The 25,140-nt window shown below is 70.6% G+C and carries 22 protein-coding genes; 11 read left to right on the forward strand and 11 right to left on the reverse strand.

The genetic code is table 11. The features are described 5' to 3' along the window. Positions 1-6: 6 nt before the first annotated feature. The 3 genes from MMB17_RS17785 to MMB17_RS17795 all read right to left on the reverse strand — a co-directional run bounded on the left by MMB17_RS17785 (position 7) and on the right by MMB17_RS17795 (position 3,808). On the reverse strand, positions 7-1,602 hold the full coding sequence (locus tag MMB17_RS17785; RefSeq protein ID WP_241099747.1) for an undecaprenyl-phosphate glucose phosphotransferase: 1,596 nt from the start codon (positions 1,600-1,602) through the stop codon (positions 7-9). Positions 1,603-1,680: 78 nt separating this feature from the next. Continuing rightward, the gene (locus MMB17_RS17790; RefSeq protein ID WP_241102227.1) at positions 1,681-2,904 is read right to left on the reverse strand and encodes a glycosyltransferase family 4 protein; all 1,224 of its coding nucleotides are present in this window, start codon (positions 2,902-2,904) and stop codon (positions 1,681-1,683) included. Between the two features lie 319 nt (positions 2,905-3,223). After that, positions 3,224-3,808 (reverse strand): polysaccharide biosynthesis/export family protein, encoded by a 585-nt coding sequence (locus MMB17_RS17795; protein ID WP_238311111.1) that lies wholly within the window; start codon positions 3,806-3,808, stop codon positions 3,224-3,226. A gap of 197 nt (positions 3,809-4,005) precedes the next feature. Here MMB17_RS17795 and MMB17_RS17800 point away from each other — a divergent pair, with 197 nt between their 5' ends. Further along, positions 4,006-6,459 carry a GumC family protein gene (locus tag MMB17_RS17800; protein ID WP_241099748.1) on the forward strand — a complete coding sequence of 818 codons (2,454 nt, stop codon included), beginning with the start codon at positions 4,006-4,008 and terminating at the stop codon, positions 6,457-6,459. A 69-nt stretch (positions 6,460-6,528) separates the two neighbouring features. Here MMB17_RS17800 and MMB17_RS17805 read toward each other — a convergent pair whose 3' ends face one another. Beyond that, positions 6,529-7,743, reverse strand: coding sequence for a GNAT family N-acetyltransferase (locus tag MMB17_RS17805; protein ID WP_420847283.1), 1,215 nt, complete (start codon positions 7,741-7,743; stop codon positions 6,529-6,531). Positions 7,744-7,911: 168 nt separating this feature from the next. Between MMB17_RS17805 and MMB17_RS17810 the strand changes: the two genes are divergently transcribed. Then, positions 7,912-8,958, forward strand: a complete 1,047-nt coding sequence (locus MMB17_RS17810) for a polysaccharide deacetylase family protein (RefSeq protein WP_241099749.1) — start codon at positions 7,912-7,914, stop codon at positions 8,956-8,958. Positions 8,959-8,988: 30 nt separating this feature from the next. On the opposite strand, the gene MMB17_RS17815 is transcribed toward MMB17_RS17810, so the two are convergent. From MMB17_RS17815 to MMB17_RS17825, 3 genes are all read right to left on the reverse strand, one after another. Beyond that, positions 8,989-9,543 (reverse strand): hypothetical protein, encoded by a 555-nt coding sequence (locus tag MMB17_RS17815; protein ID WP_241099750.1) that lies wholly within the window; start codon positions 9,541-9,543, stop codon positions 8,989-8,991. A 236-nt stretch (positions 9,544-9,779) separates the two neighbouring features. Further along, complete coding sequence (locus tag MMB17_RS17820; RefSeq protein WP_241099751.1) at positions 9,780-10,214, reverse strand: hypothetical protein; 435 nt, start codon at positions 10,212-10,214, stop codon at positions 9,780-9,782. 202 nt (positions 10,215-10,416) lie between these two features. Continuing rightward, positions 10,417-10,629 (reverse strand): DUF2842 domain-containing protein, encoded by a 213-nt coding sequence (locus MMB17_RS17825; protein WP_238311116.1) that lies wholly within the window; start codon positions 10,627-10,629, stop codon positions 10,417-10,419. A gap of 137 nt (positions 10,630-10,766) precedes the next feature. Between MMB17_RS17825 and MMB17_RS17830 the strand changes: the two genes are divergently transcribed. The 7 genes from MMB17_RS17830 (at position 10,767) to MMB17_RS17860 (ending at position 19,006) form a co-directional block, all read left to right on the forward strand. Next, positions 10,767-11,924, forward strand: a complete 1,158-nt coding sequence (locus MMB17_RS17830) for a COX15/CtaA family protein (protein ID WP_241099752.1) — start codon at positions 10,767-10,769, stop codon at positions 11,922-11,924. A gap of 140 nt (positions 11,925-12,064) precedes the next feature. After that, positions 12,065-12,289: a hypothetical protein gene (locus MMB17_RS17835; protein ID WP_238311118.1), complete on the forward strand. Its 225-nt coding sequence runs from the start codon at positions 12,065-12,067 to the stop codon at positions 12,287-12,289. A gap of 257 nt (positions 12,290-12,546) precedes the next feature. Beyond that, the gene (locus MMB17_RS17840; protein WP_238311119.1) at positions 12,547-13,020 is read left to right on the forward strand and encodes a formate dehydrogenase subunit gamma; all 474 of its coding nucleotides are present in this window, start codon (positions 12,547-12,549) and stop codon (positions 13,018-13,020) included. Further along, positions 13,017-14,576, forward strand: coding sequence for a formate dehydrogenase beta subunit (locus MMB17_RS17845; protein ID WP_241099753.1), 1,560 nt, complete (start codon positions 13,017-13,019; stop codon positions 14,574-14,576). The genes MMB17_RS17840 and MMB17_RS17845 overlap by 4 nt, the downstream gene beginning before the upstream one ends. A 10-nt stretch (positions 14,577-14,586) precedes the next feature. Further along, positions 14,587-17,442, forward strand: coding sequence for a formate dehydrogenase subunit alpha (fdhF, locus tag MMB17_RS17850; protein WP_241099754.1), 2,856 nt, complete (start codon positions 14,587-14,589; stop codon positions 17,440-17,442). A 109-nt stretch (positions 17,443-17,551) separates the two neighbouring features. Continuing rightward, positions 17,552-17,842 carry a formate dehydrogenase subunit delta gene (locus MMB17_RS17855; RefSeq protein ID WP_238311250.1) on the forward strand — a complete coding sequence of 97 codons (291 nt, stop codon included), beginning with the start codon at positions 17,552-17,554 and terminating at the stop codon, positions 17,840-17,842. Positions 17,843-18,070: 228 nt separating this feature from the next. Then, on the forward strand, positions 18,071-19,006 hold the full coding sequence (locus MMB17_RS17860) for a LysR family transcriptional regulator (protein ID WP_241099755.1): 936 nt from the start codon (positions 18,071-18,073) through the stop codon (positions 19,004-19,006). A gap of 33 nt (positions 19,007-19,039) precedes the next feature. Here the strand turns inward: MMB17_RS17860 and cynS are convergent, their stop codons facing one another. Further along, on the reverse strand, positions 19,040-19,528 hold the full coding sequence (gene cynS / locus MMB17_RS17865) for a cyanase (protein WP_238311123.1): 489 nt from the start codon (positions 19,526-19,528) through the stop codon (positions 19,040-19,042). An 85-nt stretch (positions 19,529-19,613) separates the two neighbouring features. Continuing rightward, positions 19,614-20,837: a serine hydrolase domain-containing protein gene (locus MMB17_RS17870; protein WP_238311124.1), complete on the reverse strand. Its 1,224-nt coding sequence runs from the start codon at positions 20,835-20,837 to the stop codon at positions 19,614-19,616. A gap of 143 nt (positions 20,838-20,980) precedes the next feature. On the opposite strand from MMB17_RS17870, the gene otsB reads away from it, so the two are divergent. Further along, positions 20,981-21,781, forward strand: coding sequence for a trehalose-phosphatase (gene otsB, locus MMB17_RS17875; RefSeq protein WP_420847284.1), 801 nt, complete (start codon positions 20,981-20,983; stop codon positions 21,779-21,781). Positions 21,782-22,076: 295 nt separating this feature from the next. Then, entirely contained in the window at positions 22,077-24,224 is a 2,148-nt protein-coding gene (locus tag MMB17_RS17880; protein ID WP_241099756.1) for a sodium-translocating pyrophosphatase, read from the forward strand. 87 nt (positions 24,225-24,311) lie between these two features. Here the strand turns inward: MMB17_RS17880 and MMB17_RS17885 are convergent, their stop codons facing one another. Then, positions 24,312-24,548 carry a hypothetical protein gene (locus tag MMB17_RS17885; RefSeq protein ID WP_241099757.1) on the reverse strand — a complete coding sequence of 79 codons (237 nt, stop codon included), beginning with the start codon at positions 24,546-24,548 and terminating at the stop codon, positions 24,312-24,314. Positions 24,549-24,645: 97 nt separating this feature from the next. Beyond that, entirely contained in the window at positions 24,646-25,131 is a 486-nt protein-coding gene (locus MMB17_RS17890) for a YaiI/YqxD family protein (RefSeq protein WP_241099758.1), read from the reverse strand. Between the last annotated feature and the right edge of the window lie 9 nt (positions 25,132-25,140).

The following is a 25,140-nucleotide window of genomic DNA, read 5'->3' on the forward strand; positions in this document are numbered from 1 at the left end:
GCTCCCTCAATACGCGTTCTCGGTCTTGAAGAGCGCGAAGGGCGTGGTCAGCAGGATCTGGAGGTCGAAGGCGACCGACCAGTTCTCAATGTAATAGAGGTCGTGCTCCACGCGCCGCTGCAGCTTCTCCGAGGTGTCGGTCTCGCCGCGCCATCCGTTGATCTGCGCCCAGCCGGTGATGCCGGGCTTGACCTTGTGGCGGGCGAAATAGCCGTCCACGACCTGATCGTAGAGGGTGTTGGCCGCCTTGGCCTGGAGGGCGTGAGGCCGGGGACCGACCAGCGACAGGTTGCCCTTGATGACGTTGAAGAGCTGCGGCAGCTCGTCGAGCGAGGTCTTGCGGATGAAGCGCCCCACTGGCGTCACCCGCGGGTCGCCCTTGGTGACGAGCTTCGCGGCGGTGGCGTCGCCCTGGTCGACATACATCGAGCGGAACTTGAAGACCTCGATCAGCTCGTTGTTGAAGCCGTAGCGCTTCTGCCGGAACAGCACGGGCCCTCGCGAGGTCAGTTTCACCGCGATCGCCACCGCGATCATGATCGGGGAGAGGACGAGCAGCATCGCGAGCCCGACCACGCGGTCGAACACCGTCTTGGCGATCACGTCCCAATCGGCCAGCGGCTTGTCGAACACGTCGAGGAGCGGCACCGAGCCGAGATAGGAATAGGCCCGCGGACGCAGGCGCAGCTTGGTCGCATGCGCCGAGAGGCGGATGTCGATCGGCAGCACCCAGAGCTTGGCGAGCATCTGCAGGATGCGCGCCTCCGCCGAGATCGGCAGGGTGAAGACGATCAGGTCGAGCCGGGCCCGGCGGGCATAGGCGACGAGATCGCTGACATTGCCGAGCTTGGGATATCCGGCGACCACATCCGAGGAACGGTTGTCGCCGCGGTCGTCGAACACGCCCACGATGCGGATGCCGCTCTCCTCCGAGGCGTCGAGGGCACGGATCAGCTCCTCGGCCGCAGGGCCGCCGCCGACGATGGCAGTGCGGCGGTCGAAGCGGCCCCGGCGCATCTGGTCGGTCACGAACAGGGCGAGGGCGAGCCGCCCCGTGAGCAGCAGGGCGAGGCCGCAGACATAGAAGCTGCCGAGCCAGATCCGGGAGTAATGGTCGGCGATCTTGGCGAGGAACAGGGCGGCCGCGACCAGCAGGAAGGTCAGCGTCCAGCCGGCGACGAGCTTGACGGCGCTCTTGGCGAAGCCGCGGAAAGCACCGAGACGGTAGAGGCCACCCGCCTGGAACAGCCCGACCGCGATGACGGCGATCCCGAGGATCGCGGAGAGATAGGCCATCCCGAACGGCACCGCGTCCCCGAGCACGAGGAGCTGCACGCCAGCGCCGAACACGGCGATGAGGGCAAGTTCGGCCAGGCGCACGATGCCGGCCAGCACCACGGACGAGAGCAGAGGCCCCTTCTGCATGGGGGCCTGGGCCTCGGCGGGGGCGACAGCGCTCGGAGGCGGGGAGCCCGCCTGCCCCTCCGAGAAGACTTCCCCGAACCCGTCGCCCCTCGGAAGGGGCACCACGCCGGAATCAGCGCGGACGGCACCGGGCTCGCCGGCGACTTTCAGGAGGTCACGGACGTCGAAGGCGCTCATGGCCGTCTTCCAAAATACCCGGCAGGGCTCATCCCACTCCCCGCACCACAATGATTGCAGCGGTCGCTCTCGGAACGCTTAACGGCCCGCCGTCTCGAAGGCCCCGTGCCCGGACGGGAGGGCGACGGCGCGGGCCCGGGCCTGGAAGGCCGCCGCGTAACCGGAGAGCACGTCCGCTCCCATCCGCTTCATCGAGAAGCGCGTCCTGACGGAAGCGCTCAGGCGCTCGGCCTCGGCGGCGCGAACCTCCGGCGCCTGACGCAGGATCGCATCGATGGCGACCGCCAGCGCGGCGGAGTCCCGCGGGGGCACGAGGGGATGGTCGGTGCCGGCGAAGATCTCCGGCACACCGCCGACATGGGTCGCCACCAGCGGCTGACAGGCGGCCGCCGCCTCCAGCACGACGTAGGGCAGGGATTCGGCCAGCGAGGGCACCACCATCACCCGGCCCCGCGCCAGGACGGGGCGGATCGGCTGGGGCGGCTCGAAGGTCACGGCGTCGGCGAGCCCCAGGCGCTCCGCCTGGGCAGCGAGAAGCTCCGCGTCCGGCCCGGATCCGACGAGGAGGAGCGAGAGGGAACGGCCGGCGGCCCGCAGGGACGCCACGGCCTCGAGGAGGTAGGGAATGCCCTTCGCCTCGCGCAACTCGCCGATATAGACGAGGTCGTACGGCTCGGCCGCGCGCTCGACGGGGGCGAACTCGCTCTCGGCGATGCCGTTATGGACGATCCGCGTGAGCCGGGCGGGTCCCCCGGCATAGGCGCGGTGACGCCCGGCCACATACTCGCTCTCGAACAGGAACACGTCGGTGCGCCGGGCGAGCAGCCCTTCGGCGGCCATGTAGAGCTTATGCAGGGGCGTGCCCGGCTTGTAATTGTAGCTGCCGCCATGGGGCGTGTAGGCGCGGATCAGGGGGCGGGTACCGGGCTCGACGGGGCAGGCCCGGGCATAGACGCCGCCCTTGGCGCCGTGGCCGTGCAGCACCGTCGCGCCCAGAGCCTCGGCATGGGCCGCCACCGCGAGCATGTTTCGCAGGTCGGTGACATGCGGATTGCGCCGCATCGGCAGCCGCTTCACGCCGAGGGCGAGACTGGGACCGAGCTCGTCGAGGGCGCGCGCCGCCCGTTCGGCGCCCGTCGAGGCATCGCAGACGATGCCGACAGCATGCCCGGCCTCCGCCTGCAAGCGAGCCAAGTCCATCACGTGCCGGAACAGGCCGCCCACCGGCGCGCGGAACACGTGCAGGATGCGATGACGCTCGACGGATGCGGCGCCGCTGCCGGACAGAGTCTCCGCATGGATCGGGGCGGCGGGGAGGGGGCTCAGACTGGCGACCACGGGGAGGGCTCCGGCGGCAAGTTCGCGGCGCGGATCTCTGAGCCGGCCCCTCACGGGGCGGTGCAGGATCGCGGCGTTCGATCGCCAGCCACCCTGGGTGGCAAGGATGGTCGAGCCGTTAAGGGGACCGGCCGCAAGGGCGCACCGTCCCCAGAGGAGGGCCGGACAGGGCTGGTTTCGCCCCGCTTGGTGACGGCTGCGTTAAGGGCGGCCGTCGAATTGCGCCGATCTCCGGAGCGCTCCGCGCCGACCTGAAACCGGTTCGGTGCCCGTGAGCTTGGCCCTAGAAGAAGCGCTCCTTGATGACGATGGTGTCGCCGGGCCGGACGGGATAGCTCATCGGCACGATACCGTTGACGAGGCCCTCCGGCCCCGCGCCGGGACGGGTCAGCACGGCATAGTCGCGGGCGGCGCGGGGACCGAAGCCCTGCGCGATCGCGACCGCAGTCTCGACGGTCATGCCGTTGACGTAGGGGTACTGGCCGGAGGTCGTGACCTCGCCCAGGATGTAGAAGGGTCGGTAGGCGTCGACCTCAACCGTAACGTGCGGCTCACGCACGAAACCCGCCGCGAGCTTCGCCTCGATCGCCCGCGCCGCCTGGGCCGTGCTCTGGCCGCCGACGACGACCGTGCCGATCAGCGGCATGGCGATGCGGCCGGCGCCATCGACGGCGTAGATGTTGGACAGATTGTCCTGGCCGAACACGATCACCCGCAGCCGGTCGCCAGCGGCGAGGGTGTAGCGGGCGCCGATCGATCCGGTTCCGGTGGCGTCCAGCTCGTCCGTGCGGAAGCTCGGACGCAGGCAGCCGCCGAGCGCCAGGGTCGAGGTGAGGGCCAGGAGAAGAGCGCGCCTGTGCATCGCCATCGCCGAGGAGAGGGTGTCTAGGGCCCAGACCTAAGCGCTCATGGTTAATGAACCCTCACCCGAGGCCGCTCCGGCGCATCGGGCGCCTCGTCCGAGACCTTCGTCCCTTAACGGCCGGTCAACCTTAACGCTCTCTAATGGCCCAAACCGGTCGGTCTGCTCGGGCCGGTTGCCCGCTCCGCGTCGAAGATCCAGGCATGCCCCGTTCGATCAACCTGACGACCGATCCGACGCCGCCCGCCTTCGCCCGAGGCGGGGAGGGCGAGGGGCTCGCCCTGCCGCAGCTCGCCCGCGTCCTGCGCCGGGGCTGGGCCTTCATCGCCGTCCCCACCCTCGCCGTCGCCCTCGGGGCGGGCGTGTTCGTGCAGACGGTGTCGCCGCGCTATACCGGCGAGGCCAAGCTGATCCTGGAGAGCCGCGACCCGGCCTTCGCCCGCAACGCCGCCGAGCGCAACGAGCAGAACACGCCCATCGACGAGCAGGCGGTGGCGAGCCAGGTGCAGGTCGTGATGTCCCGCGACCTCGCCCGCGAGGCGATCCGCCGGCTCAAGCTCGTCGGCAATCCCGAATTCGATCCGGAGGCGAGCAGCCCGGGCCCGGTCAAGAGCTTCCTGATGATGCTCGGCATCGTCGCGGCCCCGAGCGAGCGCGCGGCCGAGGACCGCATCCTCGACACCTATCTCGACCACCTGCTGGTCTATCCGGTGGGCAAGTCGCGCATCCTGGCCGTCGAGTTCAAGGCGAAGGACGCGGCGCTCGCCGCCGAGGCCGCCAACACCGTGGCCGAAGTCTACATCGCCTCCCTCGCGGCGGCCGCCGTCGACACGGCCCGCTACGCCTCGACCTGGCTCGGCACCAACGTCGAGGCCCTGCGCAAGCGCGTGGCCGAGGCCGAGGCGCGGGTCGAATCCTACCGGGCGAGCCATGGCCTGATCGGCGCCGGCAGCACCGGCACCCAGCCGCTCAGCGCCCAGCAGCTCTCCGAGCTGTCGAGCCAACTGTCCCAGGCGCGCACCATCAAGGCGGATCTCGGCGCCCGCGTCAGGATGCTCAAGGAGATGATCAAGGAGGGCCGGGCCTTCGAGATCCCGGACGTGGCCAACAACGAGCTCATCCGGCGCACCATCGAGAGCCGGATCACCCTGCGCTCGCAGCTCGCCCTGGAATCGCGCACGCTCCTGCCGGCCCATCCGCGCATCAAGGAACTCAAGGCCCAGCTCGACGACCTCGAGACGCAGATCAAGGCGGCGGCCGAGCGCATCGTGCGCACCATGGAGAACGACGCCAAGATCGCCGGGGCCCGGGTGGAGAGCCTGCAGGCGGCGGTCGACGGGCAGCAAACGGTGGTCGCCCAGGGCAACAGCAGCGAGGTCGAGCTGCGGGCGCTGGAGCGCGAGGCCAAGGTGCAGCGCGAGCAGCTCGAATCCTATCTCGCCCGCTACCGCGAGGCCGCCGCGCGCGACGCCGGGAATGCGAGCCCGGCCGATGCCCGCATCGTCTCCCGCGCCGTGGTGCCGGAGCTGCCCTCCTTCCCCAAGAAGCTGCCGATCCTCGCCTTCGCGACGCTGCTCGCCCTGCTGCTGTCCGCGGGCGGCGTGGTGGCGCGCCATCTCCTGACCACACCGGGCGGCCCCGGCGGCGGCCGGCGCCGGCTCACGGAGAGCGATCTGGAGGCCTGGGAGGCGGACGAGACCGCCCCGGACCGGGGGCGCCTGGCCTATCCGGAGCCGCTGCCGCCGACGCGCCGGCCCGATTCCCCCGGCTTCGCGCCGGCCTTCGCACCGATGCCCGCGGCGGCCGAGCAGACCGCCGCCAGCGCCGAAACCGCCTCGCACGGCTCCGAAGCCGGCTCCGAAGCCGTCGCAAAAGTCTCCCAAGCCGTTTCGCGAGGCTCCGAAGCCGTCTCGCAGGCGGTCGCGGCGGCGGCGGCGATGCTGCCGATCGCACCGCCCACCTCCCAGGCCCCGCCCCGCAAGCCCGCCCCCGCCGCCAAGACACAACCGCAGGTGAGCGCCCCGGACAGCGCCTACGAGCTCGACGCCCTGCTCGCGCGGCTCGACGGCGTCGCCGTCGAGGCCGGCCATTGCCTGCTCGTGATCGAGACCAAGCCGGAACGGGAGGGCGGCCTGTTCGACGTCCTGTCCCGGACCCTGGCGAAGCGCGGCAGCACCCTGACCCTCGATCTCGAGGGCAAGGCCGCGGGCAAGCGGCGGCCGGGCCTGACCGATCTCGTGGCGGGCGAGGCGGGGTTCGGCGACATCATCCAGGCCTTGCCCGGCTCGCGGCTCCACGTCGTCGGGCGGGGCATCCTCGACCCGCAGGTGCTGGTGGAGGAGCCGCAGGGCCTCGCCATCGGCTTCAACGCCCTGGCCCAGGCCTATGACTGGGTGGTCTGCCGCCTGCGCGTCGCGGACGCCCAGGCCGGAAACGCCCTCTGCACGGCGGTGGCCGCCTGCATGGACACGGTGGTGATCGCCTCGAACGCCGCCGCCGACGATCCGGGCCTCGTCGCCCTCTACGGGCTCGCCGAGGAGAGCGGCGCCCGGCAGATCCTGGTCGCCCGCGACAACATCCCGGCGCCGGCCCCGCGCCGGTCCCGCTCCCAGCCGGCGACGGCGCAGCAGGAACTGCCCCTGCGCCGATCGGCCTGAGACCGCTTCCGCACGATCGCAGCGGCCGCCGGCCTCTCCTCGCTCCTGGGCGCCAAGCGCGAGGAGGCGTCAGCGGGTCCTGAGACGGCGCAGGCGCTGCACCGCGGCGAGCAGGCGGGGCGAGCGCTTGATCCGGCGCCGGGCCTCGAGCCGCCCGAGCGCGATCCAGGCATGGGCGCGGCCGGCGAGCGTCACCGGGATGATGCGCTCCACGAGCTCGATGGTCTCGTCGCAGGTATTGGCCTTGTAGCGGGCCTCGCCCACGCCGAGGTCGAAGGCGTGCCGCCCGGCCTCGGTCTGCTGGCCGATCAGCTTGGACAGAAGCAGGTCGCCCGGGCTCGACCGGCCGATCTCGGGATCGGGATCGAACGAGGTCCAGATGCCGCTGAAGCGCCGGGCGTCCACCGCCCCGCCGAAGGTGGCGAAGACCCGTCCCGAGGCCTCGGCCACCAGCGCATGGACCTCGATCGCGGGGACGCGTCCCGGCGCGATCCGGGTCGCCGCCTGCACGAAGCGGCGGGCCGCCGGGTCGGCATAGGGATCGAGGATCCCCATCGCGGCGAAGCGCGCCGCCTTCTGCGCGAAGAAGGCGTCGAGGATGGTGTCGACCATCTCCTGCGTCGTCGCGACCCGGTGCAGGACCGGCCCATGCGCCTCGACGAGCTTGCGCTCCTTGGCCCGCAGCTTCTTGCGGGCGTCGCCGCTGAAGGCGCGCTTGAGCGTCGCCTCCGCATCGGGGCCCAGGCGCATGCCATAGGCGTCGCTGGGGCAGGGATGGCCGCCGGCGCTCAGGGGATTGGGCATGCCGTCGAACACCCGCGGCTGGTGGTCGAGCAGGAAGAGGTCGATGCCGCCCGCGCGGCCGGCAGCGACCAGGGCCGCGGTCAGGCTCTCCGGCACGAGGGCGGCGGCCTCCGCGCAGGCGAAGAACGGCATGTGGAAATTGGCGTGCTTGGCGCCGACGACGCGGGCGGTGCTCACCCCATGGGCGCGCGAGACGGTCAGCGGCAGGATCGCCCGCGCCCGCCCACGGACATCGCGCAGGACGATCACCCGCAGCCGCCCGGCCTGCGCCTGCGGCTCGGTGCCGAGCTCCGTCTCGACGAAGGCCCTGACCCAGTCGAAGCGCTGATAGGGGGTGGCGAAGGGGGCGGCCTCCGCCTCCAGGGCGCGCCAGACCGGCTCCACGCTCGCGAGCGACCGGTGCAGCTCGGGCACGAGATCGCGGTCGCTGCGCTCCAGCATCGTGGTCGATCCCGTGAGTTGCGTCGCGAGTGCCGTCATGGCCGTCCTCCGGGTCGCCCACCCGCCCCCGCGATCTAGCGGCCCGGCCCTGAAGCGGCGGTTGATAGCGGCCGCCCCGCCGCGGCTTCCGCGGGGCATGGGTAACGAATGCTTTTCGCCTGCCCGCTAGGCTTAAGCCTTCGCGCCGGGATCGAAGTCGGGATCGCCATGCTGTCGTCGCGTCACCGCCACCGGCTCTTCCGCGCGGGCTTCGCCGCGGTGCGCGCCCTCGGGGCCGACCGCTGGCTCGCCCCCGCCGCGCGGGGCCGGGGGGTGATCCTGACCTTCCACCACGTGCGCCCCGAGCCCCCGGGGGGCTTCGCGCCCAACGCCCTGCTCGCCATCACGCCCGGCTTCCTCGACCGGACGCTCGGGCAATTGAAGGCCCGCGGCTTCGACCTGATCGGCCTCGACGCTTTGCCCGACCGGCTGGCCGGGGGAAGCGACCGGCCCTTCGCCGTGCTAACCTTCGACGACGGCTACCGCGACAACGTTGTGCATGCCGCCCCCGTGCTCGCCCGGCACGGCGCCCCCTGGACGCTGTTCGTGACGACGGGCTTCGCCGACGGGACCGGGCGGCTCTGGTGGATCGAGCTGGAGCGGGCGGTCGCCGCCCTCGACCGGGTGAGCGCCGCCGGCCTCGACCTGCCGGCCCGGGACGCCGCGGAGAAGACGCGGGCCTTCGACACGCTCTACCGCCTGCTGCGGGCGGGACCGGAGGAACAACTGCGCGCCACCATCGCCGATCTGTGCCGGCAGGCGGGGTTCGCGCCCGGAACCCTCGCCCGCGAACTCTGCCTCGGCTGGGACGAACTGCGCCGCCTCGCGGCCGATCCGGCCGTCACCATCGGCGCGCACACGCTCACCCATCCGATGCTCGCCAAGCACCCGGCCGAGATCGCCCGCCGGGAGATGGCGGAGAGCCGCGCCCGGATCGCGGCGGAACTCGGCCGGCCGGTGCGCCACCTCTCGTTCCCCGTGGGCGATCCGACCTCCGCCGGCCCGCGGGACTTCGCCCTCGCCCGCGATCTCGGCTTCGAAACGGCGGTGACGACGCGGCCGGGCCACCTCTTCGCCGCCCATACCGAGCATCTCCACGCCCTGCCGCGGGTCTCGGTCAACGGCCTCCACCAGACCGAGGCGGCGCTCGCGAGCCTGCTCTCGGGCGTGCCCTTCCTCGCCTGGAACCGGGGCCGCCGGGTGAATGTCGGCTAGGGCGGGCCCCCGCGGCAGAGTGACGGACGATCAGCGCCCGTCCGCGCAATCGGCGAGCTTCCCGAGCGCTTTCGCCACCCTCTTGTAGGGGAAGGACTCGACGCGGGTCCTGCCCTCGAACGGATAGGCGAACGTGATCGTCCGGGCCTTGGCGAGGCGCGCGAGGGTGGCCGAGGCCTCCCCGTTCTCGACGGCGACCAGGTAACCGTCCTCTCCCGCGCCGCTGATCGGGGTGTTGACGTAGGCGGCCTGCACCTCCGCCGCATGCGCCTTGTCGCCGTTGAACCAGACGCGCATCGTCGCCTGCTTCTGCCCGCTCGGAATGGGCACCGGGATCCCGTAGGAGAACTGTTTCCGACCGGCATCCAGGGTGAGGTACAGGTAGAAGTCCGCCTCACGGACCCAGGTTGCCTCGCAATACAGGACCTTGCGCACCGCCTCGTCCGATGCGACGCGCCGAATACCCCAATCGTCCACTTGGGCGTAATAATCGAAATACTCGCCGGAGGGCAGCTTCTTCGCCGCCGCGGCGGCGCCGCTCGTCAGCATGGCGAGACAGCACAGCGTTGCCCACCCGATCCGCATGATCCCAGCCCCTCGCGCCTGCGCCGGCCGCTGCGGTCCGCCCCGCGGCAAAGCTTGGCCTTGAGCTAGGTTTTTCGAAGATTCACGTCAACGGCTGTTCTGACGATCTGCGTCATGGAACGATCTTTATCGCGACCATGACTTTCGTCGCGCGACACGGCACGCAATTTTTATTGGCGCCTTGCGGATCCCACCCGGCCCGATTGCATCGGGGCGGCGGCGCCGGCGCGGCCTCCTCAGCGGTGGCGGCGATAGCGGCGCCGGCCCGAACCCGACTCCGCGGCGTCGTCGCCCCCGACGGTGAAGCTCGCCACCTGCCGTCCGCCGCGGCGGGTGTAACGGCCCCGGCGCCCGCGCCGGCCGGTCTCGATCACCGGCTCCTCCACCGCGGGGATGCCGGCGATGGTGGATCCCGTGGCGGTCGAGGCGGGATCGGCGCTCGCGGTCGCGCCGCCGGTGTTGAGCGTCGGCGTCGCCACCGGCGGCGCGCTCGGCAGGCCGTCGCCCCCGGCGACGTTCTTGGCGGGGGGCCCGAACATGGCGAGGCACTGATTGTAGGCGAGGTCGTTCTTCAGCCGCTCGCATTCCCCGACCGATCGCGGTGTCCCCTGGCCGAGGGCCCCGGTCGCGACCAGGCAGGCGAGGAGGCCGAGGGGGAGGGGGCGTGGCATGAAGGGGGCGCGACCTTGGGGGAGAGCATGCGGCCGGGAACCGGGCCGCGAAAGCCTGGCATTTTGGAGACCATCCGCCTTCTCGCTCCCGAGTGCGGCAAAAAAACGGGGGCCCCGCGGTTCCGGTCGCTCGCACCGGTCTTCAGGGCGTCTTTCTTCCCCATCGGGGGCGGCGCCGGTTTTTCCGCCTCCGGAACCGGCCTCAGGCCGGATCGTCCGGCCGCTCCATCCAGCGGATCAGGGGCATCAGCGGGAAGATCCAGGCGATGCCGAGGATCGAGTAGAGCAGCGCCTGCACCAGGGGCGGGGTCTGGGAGATCCGGCTGTCGGCGAGCGCCATGGCGAGGGGCGCGTAGACCGTGACGAAGGCGAGGATGCCGAAGGTCCCGACCAGGGTCCGGGTGCGACGCCGCATGAACTTTCCACCCCAAGGCTCGGACGGAGCGGACAGACCAGGCCCGACCTCCCCCGCGTTGCGCTCCCGCCCGGCCCTGCCGTAAGGGGTCGCCGGCCCCTGTGCTCGGGGGCGGCAGCGAGACGATGCGGCAGACCATGAGACCGTTCGCCCCCGGCGCGCAAGGCGCATCCGAGATCCCGCCGGCGCCCGCGGCCGAGGCGCGCGCCCGGCGCGGGGTGCGCGCGTGGCTCTATCTGCTGGCGCTGCTCGTGGTGGCCATGGTCGCGGTCGGCGGGGCGACGCGCCTCACCGGCTCCGGCCTCTCCATCACCGAGTGGCGGCCGGTGACCGGGGCGATGCCGCCCCTCTCGGCGGCCGACTGGACGGCGGAGTTCGAGAAGTATCGCGGCACGCCCCAGTACCGCATCCTCAACGAGGGCATGGGGCTCTCCGACTTCAAGACGCTCTTCTGGTGGGAATGGGGCCACCGCCTGCTCGGGCGCATCGTCGGGCTGGTGTTCTTCCTGCCCTTCTTCTGGTTCCTGTGGCGGCGGGCGCTGAGCGGCCGCCTGCTGCTGGGCCTGCTCGGCCTCGGGCTGCTCGGCGGCCTGCAGGGGGCTATCGGCTGGATCATGGTCGCCTCGGGGCTGCAGCCGGGCATGACCGCGGTGGCGCCCCTCAAGCTCGCCCTGCACCTGACCACCGCCTCCCTGATCCTGGCCGGCCTCGTCTGGCTCGCCGCGGGCCTGCGCGGGCAGGCGCTCGCCCCGGCCCCGGCGCGGATCCGTGTCGGCGCCTGCGCGCTCCCCGTGCTGGTTCTGGTCCAGATCTTCCTCGGCGGCCTCGTCGCCGGCTCCAAGGCGGGCCTGATCTACAACACCTGGCCGGACATGGACGGCGTGTTCGTGCCCGCCGCCGACGCCCTGTTCGCGATCAAGCCCCTCATCGAGAACTTCGTCGACAACGTCACCCTGGTGCAGTTCAACCACCGCCTCGCGGCCTATCTCGTCGTCCTCGTCGCCCTGCTGCACGCCCTCGACGCCCGGCTCTCGGGCCAGAGCGGCGCGGCGGGCCGGGCGGCCGGCGTCGCCGCCCTGGCGCTGGCCCAGGCGGGGCTCGGCATCGCCACGCTGCTGCTGCAGGTGCCCCTCTGGGCGGCGCTCTGCCACCAGGTCTTCGCCATGGCCGTCCTCGTGATGGCGACCGTGCATGCCCGGCTGAGCCGCGGCGTCGGACCGGCGGCCTCCACGGGCCGCGCGCCGACCGGCCCGGCGGAGGTGCCCTTCGGCTTCGAGGCCCTGGCCGGGCGCTGAGGGCCGCCCGGGCGACGGAAACGGCGGGAACCCCCTCTCCGGACAGCTTTTTCCGGCCGCGCTCTTCAAAATCGAGCGCGGCTGTGATGGAGTGCGCAGCCGGAAGCCCGGTCGCCCGGCGCATCGGGTCCGGAGCCGTCATGACAGGCATCGACGTGGTCTTCCTGGCACCCGACGGCGCGAAGGCCGGCCTGATGCGCAGGACCATCTCCTTCCGCCCCGGCGAGTCGGTGCCGCGCATCGGCGAATGCGTCATCCTCGATTTCGGCGCCGAGCCGGTGCGCTGGACGGTCGAGGACGTCGCCCATGTCTTCGAGAACGATCAGCACGGCATCGCCGTGAAGCTGGCCCTCCCGGACCGGTAGCCCCCGCCGCCCTGGGCCGAGGGGAGGGGAACGGCCTCCCACGGGGGCGGACGGGCTTGCGTCATGCACATGACAAGCCCGCATCTGGTGTATGGCATACCAGATCACCGGCAAAACCGTTCCGATTGCAGGCTGTTTTCCGTCGAACCACCCCGCTCAACAGGAATTATCTGTCAGGCGACCGGAGCGCTTGATTGCATTCGGCGTTGGACTTTGGTCCATTCGCCTTAGAAAAAAACCAATCTGGGTAGGAAATTATGGCCAGTCCCGAGCCATGGAGCGCCACGCGCGCCGCAGGGATCGTCGCCGAGCACCAGCATCTCGAGGGTGCGACGCTCCCGATCCTGCATGCCCTGCAGGAGACCTTCGGCTATGTCGACGAGGGCGCGATCCCGCTGATCGCGGACGCGCTGAACCTCTCCCGCGCCGAGGTGCATGGCTGCATCTCGTTCTACCATGACTTCCGCAAGGCGCCCGCCGGCCGCCACGAGGTCAAGCTCTGCCGGGCCGAGGCCTGCCAGGCGATGGGCTCGGCCAAGCTCCACCGGGAGATCCTGGAGCGCCTCGGCTGCGGCTTCCACGAGACCACCGCCGACGGCAACGTCACCGTCGAGCCGGTCTACTGCCTCGGCCTCTGCGCCAACGGCCCCGCTGCCCTCGTCGACGGCGAGCCGATCGCGAACCTGACCGCCGATACCCTCGAGGCCGCACTGACGGAGTCCCGTCAATGAGCACCAAGATCTACGTCCCCCAGGATGCGGTCGCGCTGGGCCTCGGCGCCAACCGCGTCGCCCGCGCCCTGTTCAAGGGCGCCGAGACCCGCGGCCTCGACGTCGAGATCGTGCGCACCGGCTCCCGCGGCCTGTTCTGGCTGGAGCCCATGGTGGAGGTCGCGACCCCGCAGGGCCGCATCGCCTACGGCCCGGTCAAGGCCTCCGACGTCGACGCCCTGCTCGATGCCGGCCTCGTCGCGGGCGGCGCGCACGCCCTGCGCCTCGGCGACCCGGAGGAGATCCCCTTCCTCAAGCGCCAGCACCGCATCACCTTCCACCGCTGCGGCGTGGTCGATCCGGTCTCGGTGGAGGATTACCGGGCCCATGGCGGCTATCGCGGCCTGGAGGCCGCGCTGAAGCTCGAGGCCGACAAGATCGTCGAGCAGGTGCGCGAGTCCGGCCTGCGCGGTCGCGGCGGCGCCGGCTTCCCCGCGGGCATCAAGTGGAACACGGTGATGCTCGCCAAGGCGGACCAGAAATACGTGGTCTGCAATGCCGACGAGGGCGATTCCGGCACCTTCGCCGACCGCCTGATGATGGAGGGCGACCCCTTCAACCTGATCGAGGGCATGACCATCGCCGCGGTCGCGACGGGGGCCACCCGCGGCTACATCTATTGCCGCTCGGAATATCCGCAGAGCGTGCGCACGCTCGCCGATGCCATCGCCAACGGCGTGAAGGCCGGCGTGCTCGGCGACAACATCCTGGGCTCGGGCAAGAGCTTCCACCTCGAGGTGCGGATGGGCGCGGGCGCCTATATCTGCGGCGAGGAGACCTCCCTGCTCGAGAGCCTGGAGGGCAAGCGCGGCATCGTGCGGGCCAAGCCGCCGATCCCGGCCCTGAAGGGCTTCCTCGGCAAGCCCACGCTCGTCAACAACGTGATGACCTTCACGGCCGTGCCCTGGATCCTGGAGCACGGCGCCAAGGCCTATGCCGATTACGGCATGGGCCGCTCCCTCGGCACCCTGCCGATCCAGCTCGCCGGCAACGTCAAGCAGGGCGGCCTGATCGAGTACGCCTTCGGCATCACCCTGCGGCAGGTGATCGAGGAGTTCGGCGGCGGCACCCGCTCCGGGCGCCCGGTCCGCGCGGTGCAGGTCGGCGGGCCGCTGGGGGCCTATTTCCCCGACGAGCTGCTCGACACGCCCCTCGACTACGAGGCGATGGCGGCCAACAAGGGCCTCGTCGGCCATGGCGGCATCGTGGTGTTCGACGACACCGTCGACATGGCCCAGCAGGCCCGCTTCGCCTTCGAGTTCTGCGCCGCGGAATCCTGCGGCAAGTGCACCCCCTGCCGGATCGGCGCCACCCGCGGCGTCGAGACCATGGACAAGGTCATCGCCGGCATCCGGCCCGAGGCCAACCTGAAGCTCGTCGAGGACCTCTGCGAGGTCATGACCGACGGCTCGCTCTGCGCCATGGGCGGCCTGACGCCGATGCCCGTGATGAGCGCGATCACCCATTTCCCCGAGGATTTCAGGCGTGCGGGCGATCTCCCCGCCGCGGCCGAGTGAGGAGGCGTTCATGACCCTCATCAAGGAAATCGACTACGGCACGCCGATCCGCGTCGCGGAGCAGACCGTGACGCTGACCATCGACGGCGAGAGCGTGACGGTCCCCGCCGGCACCTCCGTGATGGCCGCGGCCATGCATGCCGGCACCAAGATCCCGAAGCTCTGCGCCACGGATTCGCTGGAGCCCTTCGGCTCCTGCCGGATGTGCCTCGTGGAGATCGAGGGCCGGCGCGGGACACCCGCCTCCTGCACCACCCCGGCCGAGAACGGCATGGTCGTGCACACGCAGACCGACAAGCTGCACCGCCTGCGCAAGGGCGTGATGGAGCTCTACATCTCCGACCACCCCCTCGACTGCCTGACCTGCGCCGCCAACGGCGATTGCGAGCTGCAGGACACGGCGGGCCAGGTCGGCCTGCGCGACGTGCGCTACGGCTATGACGGCGACAACCACGTCAAGCCCTCCTCCGACCGCTACCTGCCCAAGGACGAGTCGAACCCCTACTTCACCTACGACCCGTCGAAGTGCATCGTCTGCAATCGCTGCGTGCGGGCCTGCGAGGAGGTCCAGGGCACCTTCGCGCTCACCATCGCCGGCCGCGGCTTCGATTCCCGCGTGGCCTCCGGCCCGACCAACTTCATGCAGTCGGAATGCGTGTCCTGCGGCGCCTGCGTCCAGGCCTGCCCGACCGCGACCCTTCAGGAGAAGACGGTCCACGAATTCGGCCAGCCCGAGCATTCGGCCGTGACCACCTGCGCCTATTGCGGCGTCGGCTGCGCCTTCAAGGCGGAGATGCAGGGCGACAAGGTCATCCGCATGGTGCCCTACAAGGGCGGCAAGGCGAATGAGGGCCATTCCTGCGTGAAGGGCCGCTTCGCCTACGGCTACGCCACCCACAAGGACCGCATCACCAAGCCGATGATCCGCGAGAAGATCACGGATCCGTGGCGCGAGGTCTCCTGGGAGGAGGCGATCAACCACGCCGCCTCCGAGTTCAAGCGCATCCAGGCCAAGTACGGCAAGGACTCGGTCGGCGGCATCACCTCGTCCCGCTGCACCAACGAGGAGGCCTACCTCGTCCAGAAGCTGGTGCGCGCCGCCTTCGGCAACAACAACGTCGATACCTGCGCCCGCGTCTGCCACTCGCCGACCGGCTACGGCCTGATGTCGACGCTGGGCACCTCCGCCGGCACCCAGGACTTCAAGTCGGTCGAGAATTCCGACGTGATCCTGGTCATCGGCGCCAACCCGACCGACGGCCACCCGGTCTTCGGCTCGCGCATGAAGAAGCGCCTGCGCGAGGGCGCCAAGCTGATCGTGGCCGATCCGCGCCGGATCGACCTGGTGAAGTCGCCCCACATCAAGGCCGACTACCACCTGCCGCTCAAGCCCGGCTCCAACGTCGCCTTCATCAACGCCTTCGCCCACGTGATCATCACGGAAGGGCTGATCGACGAGGCCTATATCCGCGAGCGCTGCGAGCTCGACGCCTTCGAGGTCTGGGCCCGCTTCATCGCCGAGGAGCGCAACTCGCCGGAGGCGGCCGAGGCCGTGACCGGGGTCGACCCGCAGGCGATCCGCCAGGCCGCCCGCCTCTACGCCACCGGCGGCAACGCGGCGATCTATTACGGCCTGGGCGTGACCGAGCACAGCCAGGGCTCGACCATGGTCATGGGCATGGCCAACATCGCCATGGCCACCGGCAATATCGGCAAGGTCGGTGCCGGCGTGAACCCGCTGCGCGGCCAGAACAACGTGCAGGGCTCCTGCGACATGGGCTCGTTCCCGCACGAGCTCACCGGCTACCGCCACGTCTCGGACGACGCCACCCGCGAGAGCTTCGAGGCGATCTGGGGGGCCAAGCTCGACAACGCGCCGGGCCTGCGCATCACCAACATGCTCGACGAGGCCGTCGATGGCACCTTCAAGGGCATGTACATCCAGGGCGAGGACATCGCCCAGTCCGACCCCGACACCCATCACGTGACCTCCGGCCTCAAGGCCATGGAGTGCATCGTGATCCAGGACATCTTCCTGAACGAGACCGCCAAATACGCCCACGTCTTCCTGCCGGGCGCCTCGTTCCTGGAGAAGGACGGCACCTTCACCAATGCCGAGCGGCGCATCAGCCGCGTGCGCAAGGTGATGGCCCCGCTCGGCGGCTACGGCGACTGGGAGGGCACGATCCTGCTCGCCAAGGCCCTCGGCTACGAGATGAACTACAGCCACCCTTCCGAGATCATGGACGAGATCGCCCGGCTGACCCCGAGCTTCACCGGGGTCTCCTACGCCAAGCTCGACGAGCTCGGCTCGATCCAGTGGCCGTGCAACGACAAGGCCCCGAACGGCACGCCGATGATGCATGTCGACCGCTTCGTGCGCGGCAAGGGTAAGTTCATGATCACGGAATACGTGGCCACCGACGAGCGGACCGGCCCGCGCTTCCCGCTGATCCTGACCACGGGCCGCATCCTGTCGCAGTACAATGTCGGCGCGCAGACCCGCCGCACGGAGAACTCGCGCTGGCACGAGGAGGACGTGCTCGAGATCCATCCCTTCGACGCCGAGCCCCGGGGCATCGTCGACGGCGATCTCGTCTCCCTGGAGAGCCGCTCCGGCGACATCGCCCTCAAGGCGAAGGTCACCGAGCGGATGCAGCCCGGCATCGTCTACACGACCTTCCACCACGCCAAGACCGGCGCCAACGTCATCACCACCGACTACTCGGACTGGGCGACGAACTGCCCGGAATACAAGGTGACGGCGGTGCAGGTGCGGCGCACGAACCGTCCCTCCGACTGGCAGGCGAAGTTCTACGAGGAGGACTTCTCCCTCACCCGGATCGCCCAGGCGGCCGCGGAGTAAGGTCCCCGGACCTGACGAAGCGCTCCTCCCCCCGCGAGGGGAGGGGCCGCCCCGCGCGGGACGTCCCGCGCGGGGGCGACGACACGACACCCGCATGAGTCCCGAGGCGATGAGCGCGACGAATTCCAACGACAAGCTGGTGCGCATGGCGAACCAGATCGCCGCCTTCTTCCGCTCCTATCCGGAAGACGAGGCCGTGGCCGGCATCCACAAGCACATCGTGGCCTTCTGGACCCCGAAGATGCGCCGGGACCTCGCGGGCTATGCCGACGCGGCCGGCGACCGGCTCGACGCCCTCGTCCACAAGGCCCTGACCGAGGAATCCACCTCGGAGAGCCCGATCCGCCCGGCGACCCGCAATCCGCAGCTCGTCGGCGAGGGCGCCAGCGACGCGGGCTGAGCCGGGGCCGCCTTTCAAAGGGTTTCCGAACGCTCTCCGGTCGCGCGCCTTTCCTCGCCCCCTTGTGGGGAGAGGGGCATCCCGCGCGAGCCGCTCCCATCCGCCGGAAACGGGCCGACAGCGTTTCGCCGCCGTTCCGATAGGAAGCTTCTCCCTTGAGCGCGGCCGCCTGGCGGCCTACCACCGCTGGGGCGCGGCCCTCCCGGGCCCGAGAGGGGACTCGGCGCCTTGATCGACAAGCTGGAATTCCTGCTGGCGCTCGCCCGGGAGCAGCATTTCGGCCGCGCGGCCGAGGCCTGCGGCGTGACCCAGCAGACGCTCTCGGCCGGGGTGAAGAACCTGGAGGAGCGCTTCGGCGTGCGCCTCGTGCAGCGGGGCTCGCGCTTCCAGGGCTTCACCCACGAAGGCGACAAGGTGCTGGCCTGGGCGCGCCGCATCGTGGCCGACACGCGGGCCATGCAGGAGGACGTGGCGGCCCTGCGGCGGGGGCTCGCCGGCCATCTGCGCATCGCCGCGGTGCCGACCGCCCTGCCGATGGTGGCCTCCCTGACCACGCCCTACCGGGCGCGCTACCCGGACGTGCGCTTCACCATCGATTCCACCACCTCCTCCGACATCTTCTCGCTGCTCGAGAATCTCGAGGCCGATGCCGGGCTGACCTATCTCGACAACGAGCCGCTGGGCCGCGTCACCGCCGTTCCCCTCTACCGGGAGCGCTATCGCCTGCTCACCGCCGCCGGCGGCCCCTACGACGACCGCTCGAACGTGACCTGGGCGGAGGTGGCCAAGATCCCGCTCTGCCTGCTGACGCCGAACATGCAGAACCGGCGCATCATCGACCAGCAATTGCGCGAGGCTGGGGGCGAGCCGGCGCCGAGCCTCGAATCGAACTCGATGATCGTGCTGATGACCCATGTGCGCACCCTGCGCTGGGCCAGCATCATGCCGGCGATCCTCGCCGACGCCCTCGGCCCGACGGAGGGGGTGCGCTCGATCCCGATCGTGGAGCCGGACCTGGAGCACACGATCGGCCTCGTCGCCGCCCGGCGCGACCCGATGACGCCGATGGTGACGGCCCTGATCGGCATCGCCCGCGGCGTCGCCCGCAGCCTCGACGGGCACGATCCGGACCGGGACTTCCTGCACGGCACGCCCGGCCCCTGAGGGACCGGGCGCGACGCGGCGACCGCGGGAGGCTCAGCTCTCCTTGAAGCCGTATTCCGGCACGCCGTCCTCGTTGCCGTAATACTTGTAGGGCAGGAACTTGCCCGAGAGGTTCATCTTCACCCGGTCGCCCTTGTTGTTGGGCTCGCGCTCCATGGTCATGTTGAAGTCGATCGCCGACATGATGCCGTCGCCGAATTCCTCCTGGATCAGCTCCTTCCAGGTGGTGCCGTAGACCATGACCAGCTCGTAGAAGCGGTAGATCAGCGGGTCGGTCGGCGGCATCTGCGGGATCGAGCCGCGATAGGGCGCCTCGTTGAGCATGCGCTCCTCGGCCTGGCTCAGGCCGAACAGCTCGGCGGCCTTCTTCGCCTGCGCCTTGGGCAGCTTCATCTGGCCCATGCAGGCGGCGGTGATCAGGATCGGCGAGATCCCGCCGATCTCCTCCTGAATGTATTTCCAGGTCCAGCCCTTCTCCCGCTTGATGTCGAGAAGCTTCTCCGTGAGGTCTTCACGCTTCATGGGGTTTCCGTCCCTACGCATCATCTGTCGACAGGCCGGCGAGACCGGCTCTTCCGCGGCGTGCAAGTTTGCAGCCAGCAGGGTCTCAGTCGACGAGGGCGGCGTAGGTGAGCACCCGCAATTCCCGCCGGAGCGGCAGGGCCGAGGAGGGGATGAGCTGGGCGAGCAGGACCACGGCGAGATCCTCGGCCGGGTCGATCCAGAAGGAGGTGCTGGCGAGCCCGCCCCAGGCGACCTCGCCCGGCGTGCCCACGATCTGGGCCCGGGCCGGGTCGAGCATCACCGAGAAGCCGAGGCCGAAGCCGATGCCCGTGTAGGAGGATTCCGAGAAGCGCGGCTGGCCCATCGCCGCGAGGTCGCCGGGCAGGTGGTTCATGAGCATCAGGTCGACGGTCTTGCGGCCGAGGAGCCGCACCCCGTCGAGGCTGCCCCGGTTCAGGACGAGCCGGCAGAAGCGCATGTAGTCGGCCGCCGTCGAGACGAGGCCGCCCCCGCCCGAGGCCACCGGCGGCGGCGCGAGGAAGCGGCTGCCGACCGCGTCGTCATAGACCTTGAGCCGGCCGTCGCGGCCGAACACGTAATTGGCGGCGAAGCGCCCGTGCTTCGCCTCCGGCACGGAGAAATCGGTGTCGTGCATGCCGAGGGGCGCCAGGATGCGCGTGCGCATGAACGCGGCGAAGTCCATGCCCGAGAGCACGGCGACGAGATGCCCGAGCACGTCGGTCGCCACCGAGTAGTTCCACTCCGCCCCCGGCTGGGCCAGGAGCGGCTGGCGCGCCACCCGCGCCACCAGATCCGCCAGGGAATGCTCCGAGGCCTGGAAGTCGATGCCGTGGATCCGGTAGAGGGCGTCGACGAGGGTCGCCTCCATGAAGCCGTAGGTCAGGCCGGCGGTGTGGGTGAGGAGGTCGCGGATCGTGATCGGGCGCAGGGCCGGCTCGGTCTCGAGCTTCACCCGGTTGCCGCCGGTGGCGACGCGCATCTCGGCGAAGTCCGGCAGGTAGCGGGCGAGGGGATCGTCGAGCTGGAAGCGGCCTTCCTCGTAGAGCATCAGCACCGCGAGCGAGGTCAGCGGCTTCGTCATCGAGTAGATGCGGGTGATCGTCTCCGCGGTGAACGGCTTGCCGCGGGCGATGTCCGCCATGCCGTGGGCGCGGAAGAAGGCCGTCTCGCCCCGGCGTGACAGCATCACCGAGAGGCCGGCGAGCCTGCCCGTCTCGACGTAGCGCCGCATCCAGGCATCCACGCGCTCCAGCCGCTCGGGGCAGAGCCCGAGGCTCCGGGGGTCGCTCACCGTGATCTCGGCCATTCGTCTCGTCCTCGCGGCACGCTCGCGCCGCACGCATGGGCGATGCCGGCGCGCAGGGTCAAGACGGCGCCGCGGCCGCGAGCGGGCTCGGACGCTTGACGCCGGCATGCCGGCGCGGCTTCCCGAACGGACGGCCGCCCTAGATGGGGGAGGCCGACCTGCACGGCCGCGACCCCGGGAGTTTCCGCGTGACGACGAGCGACGCCTTCGCCCTCTTCCTCGACTTCGACGGCACCCTGGTCGAGATCGCCCCGCGGCCGGACGCGGTCCGGGTCGATCCGGCCCTGGTGCCGGTCCTGGAGCGCCTGCGGGCGCGCCTCGGCGGGGCGCTCGCCATCGTCACCGGCCGCCCGATCGCCACCATCGACGATTTCCTCGCCCCGGCCCGCTTCGACATCGCCGGCCTGCACGGCGTCGAGCGCCGCCTGGCCGGCACGACCAGCGGCGGCCGGCCGGAGGACCATCCGGACCTGCGCGCCGGCGTCGAGCGGCTCAAGCGCGAGACCGCGCCCCTCGCGCAGGTGCTGATCGAGGACAAGGGCGCCTCCGTCGCCGTGCATTGGCGCCTCGCCGCCGAGGCGGAGGCGGGCCGGGCGCAGGCTCTCGTCAGGACGGTCGCCGCCGATCTCGGGGCGGCCTACCGGCTCCAGCTCGGCAAGGCGGTGGGGGAGATCCTGCCCGCCAGCGCCACCAAGGGCCACGCCATCCGCGCCTTCGGTGCGGCGGCCCCCTATGCGGGGCGCCGGGCGATCTTCCTAGGCGACGACAAGACCGACGAGATCGCCTTCGCCAGCGTGAACGCGGATGGCGGCGTCAGCGTGCGCGTCGGCGACGAGGAGACCGGGGCGCAGCGCCGCCTCGCCTCGCCCGCGGCCGTGCGCGCGCTCCTCACGGACTGGGCCGACGGGGCGCCGATCGATCCCGAGGCGCTCCCGCCGGCCTGATCGCGGTTTCCGAGGCGGCGCGGCGGCCTTCGCGGGGCGGGATTCGCCCCGCGCGAAAATTGTATCCATTCCATGCTGCGCCGCATTCGTCGCCGCGCGGGCGCACGAATAGCCGGCAGATCTTGCGACGCAACAATCTTCGCTGTCCGCGACGCAACAACAGCGTTTGCGCTTCCCGCTGAACTTCGGCAAGCTAGGCAGGCTTCTTGAGGGAGGAGCGCCCGAAACCGAGCACCCACGTCCCGTGGCCGTCCGGCCAAGCTCGGCAATCACAACCAAAATCCAAGGACGAGGAATGACCGCACTGTTGCTGATCATACTGGGCGGGCTGTGCGCCATCGCCTACGGAATCGTCACGATCCGCGACGTGATGCGGCGAGATGCCGGCACGCAGCGCATGCAGGAAATCGCCGGGGCCATCGCCGAGGGCGCCCAGGCCTATCTCCGGCGCCAATACGCCACGATCGGCCTCGTCGGCCTCGTCCTCTTCGTGCTTCTCGCCTGGTTCCTCGGGATCAAGGTGGCGATCGGCTTCCTGATCGGCGCGGTGCTCTCGGGGGCCGCCGGCTTCATCGGCATGAACGTCTCGGTGCGCGCCAATGTCCGCACCGCCCAGGCCGCCACCCAGTCGCTCGGCGGCGGCCTCGAGGTCGCCTTCAAGTCCGGCGCCGTCACCGGCATGCTGGTGGCCGGCCTCGCCCTGCTCGGCGTCGCCTTCTACTACCTCTACCTCACCCGCGGCGCGGGCCTCGCCCCGGCGAGCCGCGAGGTGATCGACGCGCTGGTGGCCCTGGGCTTCGGCGCCTCGCTGATCTCGATCTTCGCCCGCCTCGGCGGCGGCATCTTCACCAAGGGCGCGGATGTCGGCGGCGACCTCGTCGGCAAGGTCGAGGCCGGCATCCCGGAGGACGACCCGCGCAACCCGGCCACCATCGCCGACAACGTGGGCGACAATGTCGGCGACTGCGCAGGCATGGCCGCCGACCTGTTCGAGACCTACGCCGTGACCACGGTGGCCACCATGGTGCTCGCCGCGATCTTCTTCGCCGGCCAGACCGATATGGGCGGCCGCAACGTGCTCGAAGCGATGATGCTCTACCCGCTCGCCATCGGTGCGGCCTGCATCGTCACCTCGATCGCCGGCACCTACGCCGTGAAGCTCGGCGCCAACCAGTCGATCATGGGCGCCCTCTACAAGGGCCTCATCGCCGCGGGCGTGCTCTCGGTGGTGGCGATCGCGCTCGTGAACCTGACCCTGCTCGGCGGTTTCGGGACCGAATTCAAGACCAATACCGGCGTGACCTTCACCTCCGGCGCCCTGTTCGGCTGCGCGGTGCTCGGCCTCGCGATCACGGCGCTCATCGTCGTGATCACCGAGTACTACACGGGCACGAACTTCCGGCCCGTGCGCTCGATCGCGGACGCCTCCGTCACCGGCCACGGCACCAACGTGATCCAGGGGCTGGCGATCTCGCTCGAATCCACGGCGCTGCCGGCCCTCGTGATCGTGGCGGGCATCATCGCGACCTACGCGCTCGGCGGCCTGTTCGGAATCGCCATCGCGGTCACGGCGATGCTGGCGCTGGCCGGCTTCATCGTCGCCCTCGACGCCTTCGGCCCGGTCACCGACAATGCCGGCGGCATCGCCGAGATGTCGGGCCTGCCCTCGGACGTGCGCAAGGCGACCGACGCCCTCGACGCGGTCGGCAACACCACCAAGGCCGTCACCAAGGGCTATGCCATCGGCTCGGCCGGCCTCGGCGCCCTGGTGCTGTTCGCCGCCTATACCTCCGACCTGAACTACTTCATCGCCCATGCGAGCCCGACGCAGTACCGCTTCTTCCAGGGCGTCAGCGTCGATTTCTCGCTCTCGAACCCCTACGTCGTGGTCGGCCTGCTGCTGGGCGGCCTGATCCCATATCTCTTCGGCGGCATCGCCATGACGGCGGTGGGCCGCGCGGCCAGCGCCGTGGTGGAGGAGGTGCGGCGCCAGTTCCGCGAGAAGCCCGGCATCATGCAGGGGACCGACCGGCCCGATTACGGCCGGGCGGTCGACATGCTGACCCGGGCCGCCATCAAGGAGATGGTGATCCCCTCGCTCCTGCCGGTGCTCTCGCCGATCGTGCTGTTCTTCGTGATCCAGTCGATCGCCGGCAAGAGCCAGGCCTTCGCCACGGTGGGCGCGATGCTGCTCGGCGTGATCATCACCGGGCTCTACGTCGCGATCTCGATGACCTCCGGCGGCGGCGCCTGGGACAACGCCAAGAAGTACATCGAGGACGGGCATCACGGGGGCAAGGGCTCGGAGGCCCACAAGTCGGCGGTGACCGGCGACACCGTCGGCGACCCCTACAAGGACACCGCCGGCCCCGCGGTGAACCCGGCGATCAAGATCACCAACATCATCGCCCTGCTGCTGCTGGCGGTGCTGGCGCATTCCTGACGCGGCCCGAGCCGCGCCCGGCCAACAGAACCCCGCCGCGGTGGCCCGCGGCGGGGTTCCTTCGTCAGGGGACCCGACCGACCGGGATCAGTCGCAGCTCTCCTTGGTGACCGTCTTGCGGTCGCCCATGTCGTTCTCCTTCGAGACCGTCTTGCTGGCGCAGCCATCCGAATGCTCGCGGCGCTCGACGGTGGTGGAGGAGGTGGTCGCCGGGCGGTCGACCACGACGCCCTCGTCGCGGTGGATCACGGTGGTCTCGGCGACGGCGCCCGAGACGCCGAACAGGGTGAGGGCCGCGGCAGCGAAGAGACGATTCTTGCGCATGAATTCCTCCAAAGGGGTGGATTCATCGCGAGCAACGGCGAAACAAACGAGAGCGTTCCACAACGTGTGGTAGCGGCTCGTGATGGGGGTTACGCCCTCAGGACAGGCCGCGCTCGCGCCGCAGGCGCATCACCGCCCGGTCGAGGGCGCCGAGGAAGGCCGAGCGGTCCTGGCGCGAGAACGGCTTCGGGCCGCCGGTGACCAGGCCGGCCTCGCGCAGCTCCTGCATCAGGTTGCGGGTCGCCAGCGCCATGCCGACCGAGGAGTCGCTGAAGGGCTTGCCGTTCGGCGCCAGGGCCACGGCGCCGGCCTTCACGCAGCGGCTCGCCAGGGGCACGTCCGCGGTGATCACGATGGCGCCGGGGCCGACCCGCTCCGCGATCCAGTCATCCGCCTCGTCCAGCCGGTCGCCGACGACCACGCGCTCGATCCAGGGCTCGCGCGGCAGGTTCATGAAGGCATTGGCGACGACGTAGACGTGCAGCCCGTAGCGGGCCGCCACGCGGAAGGTCTCGTCCTTCACCGGGCAGGCATCGGCATCGACGTAGATCGCGATGGGAGAGGCCGGAGCAGCTTGTTCCATGGCACCTGC

The organism is Methylobacterium organophilum (assembly GCF_022533465.1).
GTDB classification, from domain to species: domain Bacteria; phylum Pseudomonadota; class Alphaproteobacteria; order Rhizobiales; family Beijerinckiaceae; genus Methylobacterium; species Methylobacterium organophilum.